General features: G+C 66.7%; 10 protein-coding genes. 9 read left to right on the forward strand and 1 reads right to left on the reverse strand.

The genetic code is table 11. The annotated features are described in order from the left end of the window. Window positions 1-3: 3 nt before the first annotated feature. From Q0602_RS22680 to modC, 9 genes are all read left to right on the forward strand, one after another. Window positions 4-2,139 (forward strand): YjbH domain-containing protein, encoded by a 2,136-nt coding sequence (locus Q0602_RS22680; RefSeq protein WP_298848262.1) that lies wholly within the window; start codon window positions 4-6, stop codon window positions 2,137-2,139. Window positions 2,140-2,305: 166 nt separating this feature from the next. After that, a complete protein-coding gene (locus tag Q0602_RS22685) occupies window positions 2,306-3,670 on the forward strand; it encodes an AlkA N-terminal domain-containing protein (protein ID WP_298848264.1) in 1,365 nt (454 codons plus the stop codon). After that, a complete protein-coding gene (locus Q0602_RS22690; protein WP_295040639.1) occupies window positions 3,667-4,203 on the forward strand; it encodes a methylated-DNA--[protein]-cysteine S-methyltransferase in 537 nt (178 codons plus the stop codon). Before Q0602_RS22685 ends, Q0602_RS22690 begins: the two co-directional genes overlap by 4 nt. Before the next feature lie 105 nt (window positions 4,204-4,308). Further along, window positions 4,309-4,707: a DUF2946 family protein gene (locus Q0602_RS22695; RefSeq protein ID WP_298848266.1), complete on the forward strand. Its 399-nt coding sequence runs from the start codon at window positions 4,309-4,311 to the stop codon at window positions 4,705-4,707. A gap of 118 nt (window positions 4,708-4,825) precedes the next feature. Then, window positions 4,826-6,235, forward strand: coding sequence for a PepSY domain-containing protein (locus tag Q0602_RS22700; RefSeq protein WP_298848268.1), 1,410 nt, complete (start codon window positions 4,826-4,828; stop codon window positions 6,233-6,235). 61 nt (window positions 6,236-6,296) lie between these two features. Beyond that, window positions 6,297-6,713 carry a winged helix-turn-helix domain-containing protein gene (locus tag Q0602_RS22705; RefSeq protein WP_295040633.1) on the forward strand — a complete coding sequence of 139 codons (417 nt, stop codon included), beginning with the start codon at window positions 6,297-6,299 and terminating at the stop codon, window positions 6,711-6,713. Between the two features lie 93 nt (window positions 6,714-6,806). After that, window positions 6,807-7,598, forward strand: coding sequence for a molybdate ABC transporter substrate-binding protein (gene modA / locus Q0602_RS22710; protein WP_298848270.1), 792 nt, complete (start codon window positions 6,807-6,809; stop codon window positions 7,596-7,598). A gap of 7 nt (window positions 7,599-7,605) precedes the next feature. Next, complete coding sequence (modB, locus tag Q0602_RS22715) at window positions 7,606-8,319, forward strand: molybdate ABC transporter permease subunit (RefSeq protein ID WP_298848271.1); 714 nt, start codon at window positions 7,606-7,608, stop codon at window positions 8,317-8,319. Further along, window positions 8,316-9,449 (forward strand): molybdenum ABC transporter ATP-binding protein, encoded by a 1,134-nt coding sequence (gene modC / locus Q0602_RS22720; RefSeq protein WP_298848273.1) that lies wholly within the window; start codon window positions 8,316-8,318, stop codon window positions 9,447-9,449. Before modB ends, modC begins: the two co-directional genes overlap by 4 nt. A 372-nt stretch (window positions 9,450-9,821) precedes the next feature. On the opposite strand, the gene Q0602_RS22725 is transcribed toward modC, so the two are convergent. Next, on the reverse strand, window positions 9,822-10,475 hold the full coding sequence (locus tag Q0602_RS22725) for a TetR family transcriptional regulator C-terminal domain-containing protein (protein WP_298848275.1): 654 nt from the start codon (window positions 10,473-10,475) through the stop codon (window positions 9,822-9,824). Window positions 10,476-10,584: the final 109 nt, after the last annotated feature.

Below are 10,584 nucleotides of genomic sequence, written 5' to 3' on the forward strand. Positions count from 1 at the left end.
CTCATGACGACATTCGCAGATCGCCGCTGGACCCCGCTGCGCCTTTTCACCCCGGTCATGGGAGCCTCTCTCCCGATCCTGATGGCATACGCGCCCATCACGCAGGCAGACCTGGGCCAGGCCCGCACCGACTTCGGCGGGGTTGGGCTGATGCAGACACCGACGGCACGCATGGCGCCATTGGGAGACATCTCCCTCAATCACAGCCATGTGTCGCCCTACCTCCGCTACAACATAAGCTTTCAGCCCATGGACTGGCTGGAGGCCGGCTTTCGCTACACGGCGATCACCAATCAGGACTATCCCGCGTCCACCGATCCCGGGCGTTCCTATCTGGATAAAGGCATCGACTTCAAATTCCGGCTGCTGGAAGAGAACCGCAACACGCCAGCCGTGGCGCTGGGCTTTCGCGACTTCGGCGGTACCGGCCTCTTCGGCAGTGAATATCTGGTCGCCAGCAAGCGCTGGTACGACTTCGATTTCACCCTCGGCCTGGGCTGGGGTTATCTGGCCAACGGCGGCGGCATCGGCAACCCGCTGGGGGCGGTATCGGATCGATTCGACGAGCGCTCCACGGAGAATCCCGAGGAAGCCGGCGACTTCGAGTTCGGCGACATCTTCAGCGGCGACGTTGGCCTGTTCGGCGGCATCGAATACCAGACCGGCTGGGAGCCGCTGTCGCTCCAGCTCGAGTACGATGGCAACGACTACCGCAGCGAACCGTTCGAGACCACGCTGACTCAGCACTCTCCGGTCAATCTCGGTGCCCGCCTGAGCCTCAACGACAACATCTCGTTGAGCGCCGGGTGGGAGCGCGGCGACACCGCCATGTTCGGCATCACCTTCCGCGGCAATCTCGCCGGCATTTCCCAACCCAAGACCGATGATCCGAGACCGGTGCCGATCCAGGCGGCACCGGAGCGGACCGCGCAGGACTGGAACGCCGTCAGCTCGGAACTGCAGAACAACGCCGGGATGCGGGTGCGGCGTATCACCCGCGACGACGACGAGCTGATCGTCGAGGCCGAAGCGACCAGATATCGCTCGATGCTGGAAAGCGAAGGTCGCGCCAATCGCATTCTCAACAACCATACCGCGGAAGATATCGGCACCTACCGCTACCGCTGGCAGAGTGTCGGCATGGGCTTGCGCGACGACGTCCATGATCGCCAGGCCTATCTCGAGGCGGCCGATTCCACGGCCTACGACCAGCAGTACCACTACGGGCTGTACGCCTCGGCATTGACGCAACCCGGCGATACGCCCCCCGACGGGGAGTTGCTCTACCAGAACGATCTCGACCAGTTCACCTGGAGCCTGTCGCCGGGCCTGAATCAGAACCTGGGAGGGCCCGACGGCTACCTCTACCAGATCTACGCCAAGCTCGACGCCGAATACCGGACCGACCCCAACGGCTGGTTCAGCGGCCGCGCCGCCCTGAACCTGGCGGACAATTTCGATGACTTCGACTACGTCGCCAATTCGAAGCTGCCTCGCGTTCGCACCAACATCAACAGCTATCTGGATGAAACCAGCCTCGGGATCTACAACCTGCAGTACACCCGTACCCTGCGATTCGGCCAGGACTGGTACGGCATGGCTTACGGCGGTCTGCTCGAGATGATGTATGCCGGCGCCGGGGGCGAAGTGCTCTATCGCCCGTTCAACAGCCCGGTGGCCTTCGGCGTCGATCTCAACTGGGTCAAGCAGCGGGATTTCGACCAGCGCTTCGACATGCGCGACTACGACACCTGGACCGGCCACGCGACCGCCTATATCGAAACCGGCATCGAGGACGTTCTCGCTCAGGTCAGCGTGGGTCGCTATCTGGCCAAGGACCTGGGCGCGACGTTCGATCTCTCCCGAGAGTTCGACTCCGGGGTGCGGATCGGCGCCTGGGCGACGCTGACGGACGCCGGCGACGACTACGGCGAGGGCAGTTTCGACAAGGGGCTCTATGTCTCGATCCCCCTCGACGTCTTCTTCTCGGAATCGAGCCGCGGCAGCACGACCCTCGCCTGGCAACCCCTGACCCGCGATGGCGGCGCGCGCCTCGCCCGGCGTTACACGCTCTATGGCCTGACCCAGGATCGCGACATGGGCCACTACTGGGACGACTACGACAAGCTCTGGAAGTAGCGACTCTCGCGACCTGCCGTCCCGCCCCCAAGACGGCGCCTCGCCGGCGCCGTTCTTCCCTCGACGCCATATCCTCGCCGGGGCGATCATTGAGTGCCGGATCCGGCCAGCCCCGCCGCCTCGCCCCGCTACAATGAGCTCGAGACGATGATCAGGACGCGCCCCCATGCTCGACCCCCAGCAATGCCGCAGTGCCCGACTGGCCCGGGATGCCCGCTTCGATGGCCGCTTCTTCATTGCCGTCGAGACCACCGGGATATTCTGCCGCCCGATCTGCCCGGCGACGCTGCCGCAGGAGCGGCACGTTCGTTACTTCGAATCGGCGGTCGCCGCCTCCCGCGCCGGTTTTCGTCCCTGCCTGCGCTGCCGTCCGGACAGTGCACCGGACTCTCCCGCCTGGCAGGGATCCCAGACCACGCTGTCACGGGCCATCCGCCTGATCGATGCCGGCGCACTGCAGCAGGGCAACGTGACGGCGCTTTGCGACAGACTGGGTATCGGCGAGCGCTACCTGCGCCAGCTGTTTCAGCGTCGGTTCGGGGTATCGCCCAAGGCGTACGCCCTCTACCGCCAGTGCCTGTTCGCCAAGAAGCTGCTGCACGAGACCGCATTGCCGGTGACCGACGTCGCCCACGCCAGCGGTTTTTCCAGCCTCCGGCGCTTCAACGACGCCTTCAAGCGGCAGATGGCGCTGACCCCCAGCGATATCCGGCGACAAAAACGACGCAACGCAGCCCTGACCATCAAGCTCGCCTATCGCCCGCCCTACCAGTGGGAACGGCTGCGCCATTTCTACGCGCTCCACCTCATCGAAGGCCTGGAGTGGGTCGACGACCATTCGCTGGGACGGACCCTGAGACAGGGGGAGACCACCGGATACTTCGAGGCCGTGCACGATCCCGAGCGTCATCAGTTCGTGGTCACGCTGGTCCTGAGCGAGCTCGGCGACCTCAGTGCCATCGTGCGCCAGATTCGGCGAATGCTGGACCTGGACGCCGACACCGCCACCATCGAAGCCCATCTGCAGCGGCATCTACCGGAGTTGCCGCTGGCCGAAGGGCTGCGCCTGCCGGGATCCTGGGGCGTCTTCGAAGCCGGCATCCGTGCCGTACTGGGCCAGCAGGTCTCGATTGCCGCCGCCAACCGCCTGATTCAGAGCCTGGTCGACCATCTCGGGGAAACCGATGCCGGCGGACGTCGGCGCTTCCCCACCGCCGGGGCCATCGCCGCCAGCGATCTCGCTTTCCTGAAACTGCCCGCCAGTCGCCGGGAAACCGTCCGGCGGCTGGCGACCGCCTGGGATCGGGGAGAGCTCGGCGAGGAGCCGCGGCAGTGGCTCTCGCTCAAGGGAATCGGGCCGTGGACGGCCAAGGTCGTCGCCATGCGCGGAAACGGCGACCCCGACATCTGGCTGGACGGCGATGTCGGCCTGCGCCGCGCACTCGCCCGCCTGGAGACGCCGGTGGATGTCGCCACCGCGTCCCCATGGCGCAGCTATCTCACGATGCAGCTCTGGAACCAGATCCTATGAATACAGACTTCCCCCAGTGCGACGCCCGCCTGCCGGCGCGTCACGACGAATTCGTCCAGCGCTATCAGCCACCGGCGTCGATCCCCCTGGGTCCCATCGAGATTCGCGCCACCGCGCTGGGCCTAACCTGGATCGCTTTCTCGACGACGCCGGGCCATGTCGACAACCCCAACGCCGTCACCGCACGCTGCGCACGGCAACTGGAAGCCTACTTCCTGGGCGAACTGACGACGTTCGACCTGCCGCTGGCCCCCCGGGGCACCGACTTCCAGGCGAAGGTGTGGCAGGCACTCCGAGCGATCCCCTATGGCCAGACCCGCAGTTATCGCGAGATTGCCGTCGCCATCGGCGCCCCGTCGGCGGTCAGGGCGGTCGGCGCCGCCAACGGGCGCAACCCAATCTCTCTCGTCACTCCCTGCCACCGGGTCATCGGCAGCAACGGCAGGTTGACGGGCTATGCCGGCGGTATCGGCAGAAAGCACTGGCTACTACGCCACGAACAGACAGTGTCAGGTGAACGGCTGGCGCTGTAGGGGTGGATTCCGGTGCGGCATAATTACACACCCGGCCGGTGGTGATTGGCGGCGCAAGCGCCAGCGCGTAGAGTCCCCCTCTGACGACGGCGTCCTGGACGAGATATGACGCATTTCTGGCATCGCTGCTACCGCCCGCTGACCGCGCTCGCGCTGTTCGCCATGCTGATGGCGTTCACGGGCCCGTTGATCAGCCAGATGCAGCGCTTGATGGAGATGCCGGCCCACGGCGGCATGATGATGGCTCCGTCCCATCACGCGGCCACCGGCGTCGACCACCGAATGCCATCGTCCGCCCGAACCATGACGGCAGACGACCACTGGCACCTGGCCGCCTGCGGTTACTGCGAGCTGTTTCTCCACGCCCCCGGCATCGAGCCGCCGCGAGCCGTACCCCCGGTCTCGCCGCCACCGGCGGTGGTACATCCGCCGGAGGTCGTCGCCCCGCCGTCGCCGACGCCGGTCTATCCCCGCTACGCCTCCCGCGCACCGCCCCTGGCCTGAAGCCGTTCTCTCGCTCCGCATGCCCATCGTGACCCGATGCGTATCCGGAGCCCCATGTCATGCCCGTCCGACGACCGTCGTCGGGCGCTGCCATCCGGTTCAGGCCTGGAGTTCACCCATGGACACCGTTTCAGCGGCGACCGATCGCCGCCAGCCCCCCTTGTGGGTCGCACTGATCACTCGCCTTCACTTCTACGTCGGCCTGTTCGTCGGGCCGTTTCTGCTCGTTGCCGCGCTATCGGGGATAGCCTATGCGCTGACGCCCCAGCTCGAGAACTGGCTCTACCATGATGCCTTGACCACCCAGAGCGAGGGTGAGGCGCAGCCGCTGGCACGCCAGATCGCCGCCGCCCAGGTCGCCGCGGGGATCAGCACAAGTCCCGCCGCCGTTCGTCCCGCACCGGCGCCGGGAGCGACCACGCGGGTCATGTTCGCGGGTGAAGGGTTGGGGCCCTCGGAGCATCGTGCCCTGTTCATCGATCCGGTCACGCTGGCGGTTCGGGGCGACATGACGGTCTACGGCACCAGCGGCGTGCTCCCCCTGCGTACCGCCATCGATCAGTTCCACCGCAGCCTGCTGCTGGGCGATACGGGTCGTCTCTACAGCGAGCTGGCCGCCTCCTGGCTCTGGATCGCCGCGCTGGGCGGCGGCTTCCTGTGGTGGCGCCGCCGTCGAACTCGCCGCCAGGCAGCGGGACCGCAGCGCTTGCGCCAGCGCCACGCCACCCTCGGGGCAGTGGCGCTGATCGGGCTGCTGTTCTTCTCGGCGACGGGCCTGACCTGGTCGCAGTGGGCCGGCGGCAACATCGCCCAGCTGCGACACGCCTGGGGCTGGGGCACGCCCAGCGTGTCCACCGATCTCGCGGCGCCGGCACCAACGGCAGAGGGATCGGCCGGCGCGGCCCCCGGCGATCCCCATGCGGCGCATCACGCCGCCGCCAGCCATACCGGCATGGCCGCGTCGCGGCCGGCATCGTCGCCCGCTGATTTCGACCTGGCGCTCGCCGCCGCGAGAGCCGCCGGCATCGATGCCGACAGCCTGGAGATCGTGCCGCCGAACTCACCGATGACCGCCTGGAAAATTCGTGAAATCGGGCGCGGGTGGCCGACGCAGGTCGACCAGATCGCCCTGGACCCGCAGACCTTTACCGTCACCGATCGTGCCGATTTCGCCACCTCCCCGCTGGCCGCCAAACTGACCCGCTGGGGGATCGACCTGCACATGGGAGTGCTGTTCGGACTGCCCAACCAGTTGGCACTGGTCGCGTTCGCCTCCTGCCTCGTCACCCTGATCTGCTGGGGCTACGCGATGTGGTGGCGTCGACGCACCGCCGCTTCCCGCGAGCCGCAGACGTTGACCGCCATCTTCCGGCTGATGGATCGGCGGTCGCGGCTGGTCGTCCTGCTCGTTGCGGCCGCCTTCGGCTATGCCCTGCCGGTAATGGGCGTCAGCCTGTTGCTGTTCGTCGCCGTGGACTATCTGCACTGGCGTGCCGGTGTCCGCCAGCAGGTGGCGCAGACGGCCTGATCCTGGGCCGGTGGCGAGCGGCTGTGATACAACAGGCGCTCGCCACCGCCACGATGCTGCCATGACCCGCACCCACCACCCCTCGCCACGCTTTCAGCTTCGCCTGGTCGCCGACCGGGAGATCGTCGTCGGCCCGGGCAAGATCGAGCTGCTGGAGGCGATCGAGCGGCACGGCTCGATCGCCGCGGCGTGCCGTGAGATGGGCCTGAGCTACAAGAAGGCGTGGCAACTTCTCGACACCATGAACCGGCACCTCGCCGCGCCGGTGGTCGATACCGTCATCGGCGGCACCCGGCGTGGCGGGGCGACCCTGACGGCACAGGGCCGCGCCCTGGTCGACGACTATCGCCGGCTGATGGCCGATCTCGACGACAATCCCCATGGACAGGCGCTGATGAATCGTCTCGCGCCGCCCCGCGCCATCGATGCCGAGGACAGCCAGGCCGACGCACCGGCGGCCGATGCCGATTCCGACTGAGCCCATCGCTTCGCGCGATTCCCTCTCGACCACCGCATTGCCGGCGGCTATAGTGGCTTCCCGTTATTTCCATTCAGACATAGCGAGAAGCCCGTGAATCTCTCGGCCCGTCAAGTCCCGCCCGCTCTGCTGGCACTGGCGCTCTGTATCCCGGCGGTCGCCGATGCCGGCGACAGAGCCGATCCGGTCCGGATCTACGCCGCCGCCTCGATGACCGATGCCATGAACGCGGCGATCCAGGCCTACGAATCCGACCACGATGTCGATATCGTCCCGGTCTACGCCTCCTCATCGACACTGGCGCGCCAGATCGCCAGCGGCGCTCCCGCCGACATCTATCTCTCCGCCAACGAGCAGTGGATGGACTGGCTGGCAGCGCAGGACCTGCCGGTCGGGGAGCGCGTCGACCTGCTCAGGAACCGGCTGGTATTGATCGCGCCGACGGCCAGCGACATCGCCGGTTTCACTCCGGGCGACGGGACCACGATAGCCTCCCGGCTGGGCGACGGTCAGCGCCTGTCGGTTGGCGAGACCAGCCATGTGCCGGCCGGTATCTATGCCAAGCAGGCGCTGCAGTCCATCGGCGAGTGGAACGCGCTGCAATCGCGCCTGGCCAGCGGCGACAACGTCCGGGCCGCGATGGCGCTGGTGGAGCGCAACGAGACCCCGCTCGGCATCGTCTACCAGACCGACGCCGAGGCGAGTGACCGGGTCAAGCAGGTCGGCGTGTTCCCCGACGACAGCCACCAGCCCATCACCTACCCTCTCGCCGTGGTCGATCCGACACCGAGCGATGACACCGAGGCGTTCCGACGATGGCTGGCGGGTGACGACGCATTGGCGATATTCAGCCGTTACGGCTTCACGCCGGTCGAATCCGACTGAGCCCCGGATGCTTTTCGAGGCGATAGCGCTCTCCGACGCCGAGTGGCAGGCCATCATCCTCAGCCTGAAGATCGCCGGCAGTGCCGTGGGATGGATTCTGGTGCCCGGCGTCGCCGTTGCCTGGCTGCTGGCTCGTCAAGACTTTCGCGGCAAGGCCCTGCTCGACGGCCTGCTCCATCTGCCGCTCGTGCTCCCTCCCGTGGTGGTGGGCTACCTGCTGCTGCTATCGCTGGGACGCCATGGCTGGCTGGGCCAGTGGCTCTACCAGGGCTTCGGCTTGTCGCTGCCGTTCACCTGGCAGGGCGCCGCCGTCGCCGGCGGCGTGATGGCATTCCCGCTGCTGGTTCGTGCCGTCAGGCTCTCGCTGGAAGCCGTCGATCCCAAGCTGGAGGCGGCCGCGGGCACCCTCGGCGCCAACCGCTGGCGGGTACTGTTCACGATTACCCTGCCCCTGGCGGTACCGGGACTGCTGACCGGCACGGTCCTGGCGTTCGCCCGCGCGCTGTCCGAATTCGGCGCCACCATCACTTTTGCTTCCAACATTCCCGGCGAGACCCGCACCCTGCCGCTGGCGCTCTACACCCTGATCCAGACGCCAGGAAGGGAAGCCGCCGCCGCCAGGCTCTGCGTGCTGTCGATCGTCATCGCCATGCTCTCGCTGATGGCGTCGGAATGGCTGGCCCGCCGCGCCAGACAGCGCCTCCAGGAGCGTGACCGATGAGCGGGAACGCTCACCACTCGACCCCGGGCGAGATCCACGCCCCGGCCGGCACCGCACTGGAGTGCCGGCTGCGCAAGCGCCTGGGCACCTTCGATCTGGATATCGCGCTGACGGTGCCGGCCAGCGGCGTGACCGCGCTGTTTGGCGAGTCCGGCAGCGGCAAGACCAGTCTGTTGCGATTGATTGCCGGTCTCGACCGCCCGGATGGCGGATACGTCCGGCTAGGCGAGCGTATGCTGAGCGATACCCAGCAGAAGATTCACGTACCGATTCATCGACGCCAGCTGGGCATCGTCTTTCAGGAAGCGCGGCTATTCCCCCACTACCGGGTTCGCGGCAACCTCACCTATGGCATGCCGAGGAGCGGCCGCGCCCGATTCGACGACCTGGTGACCCTGCTGGGGATCGGCCATCTCCTCGAGCGCCTGCCCGGCGCCCTCTCGGGGGGAGAGGCGCGCCGAGTCGCCATTGGCCGCGCGCTGCTGACCCAGCCTCGCCTGCTGCTGCTGGACGAACCGCTGACCGGGCTGGATGGCGAACGCAAGCGGGAGCTGCTGAGCTATCTCGTCCGCCTGACCCGGGAGATCGATCTGCCGGTGCTGTACGTCAGCCACGACACGGCTGAGATCGCCGCCATCGCCGATCATCTCGCCCTGATCGAGCAGGGGCGGCTGACGGCGCACGGTCAGTTGGACGAGCTGATGATGCGACTCGACCTCACCGAGCGACTGGGCGGATTCGATGCCGCCACGCGACTGCGCGCCCAGGTGGTCGATCACGACCACGCCTACGCCCTGACCCAGGTCGTCCTCGACGATGGACAGACGCTTCGCATCCCGGCGCTCGACCAGCACCCAGGCACGCCGATACGTCTGCGCGTGGGGGTGCGCGATGTCGCCCTCGCCCACGCCATGCCCGAAGGCACCAGTTATCGCAATGGGCTGGCGGCGGTGATCGACGCCATCGAGCCCTCGACCCAGGAACCCAGCGCCAATGAAGTGCGTCTGATGGTCGGCCGGCAGCGGCTGCGGGCCCGGCTTACCCGCCAGGCCTGTGACGAAATGCAACTGGCGGTTGGCAGGCCCATAGTCGCGCTGATCCGGAGTGTCGCCTTCGATTCCCGATTCTAGCCGTGAAACAATGACTTGAGCATGCGACCCCATAGCGCCCCCGCCAAGCGTATCACTTTGTAACTTAACGCTTTTTAGCGATTTTCCCTTCGCTTTGGGGAGGAAATCTCGTATACACTGCCGGTGGCAGGATGCCGCTGCCGCAAGGAAGCCCCTTCAAGGACGATGCGACGACGCACGGATCGCGCTAGGGACAGCATCCAGGGATCGACAGCAGAGCAACAGGACGTTGCCGGCCCTCAAGGTTGAGACTCGACAGGAAGTTGAGCGCGAAAGGACTCGCTTCCGTTACCGGGTCGATCGCCGCCACGGCCAGCCGACCTCCCCCCGACCTTCTCCCCCTCGACGACTGTCGTGCTCCACTCCGATCCGTCACGGCTCCCGGACCGCGCCATCGCGCCTTCGGACCCCACACCCCTTGATGATCACCTGGCACAGGAAATCGCCGGCCGACTGAAAGTCTCGTTCGTCGAGCTTGTCGCGATGGGTGATACCCACGATCTGAGTCTCGAAGTCAGCGTAGTGCTGGGTAGCCGACCAGATCAGGAAGATCAGCCAGACGGGATCCACCGGATCCATCAACCCGCGCTCCGCCCATTGGCGGAAGACCTCGGCGCGGGCTTCCACCCACTCCCGCATCTCGCCGAACAGCGACTCCTTCAGAAACGGGGCGCCCTGCAGTATCTCGTTGGCGAAGAGCCGCGAGCTTCTGGGATGGGTCTGGCTCAGCTGCATCTTGCTGCGGATGAACGCTTCCAGCACCTCCGCCGGATCGTCGTCGACGCTGATATCGCTCAGCATCTCGTTCCAGCGCCACATCGTGCGCTCGAGCAGGGTGACATAGAGGCGCCGCTTGCTACCGACGTAGTAGAGGACGTTGGACTTGGGGATTCCGGCCGCCGCGGCGATCGCCTGAATGCTGGCACCCCGATAGCCGTGTCGGGCGAAGACGCTCTCCGCCGCCTCGAAAATCCGCTGCTCGTTACGCTCCCGAGCCGTGGTTTCGGGAAGATCGTGATTATCCACCTGAGCTCCTTGCACACTTCTATCGGAATGAAATCGCCCGCCCCGGGACGCGCTTAGTGGCCCACGGTGCCGATGCTATGCTGAATCGGGCGGGTTGTCTGCCGGCGGC

The sequence above is a fragment of the uncultured Salinicola sp. genome (assembly GCF_937921195.1).
Taxonomy (GTDB): Bacteria; Pseudomonadota; Gammaproteobacteria; order Pseudomonadales; family Halomonadaceae; genus Salinicola.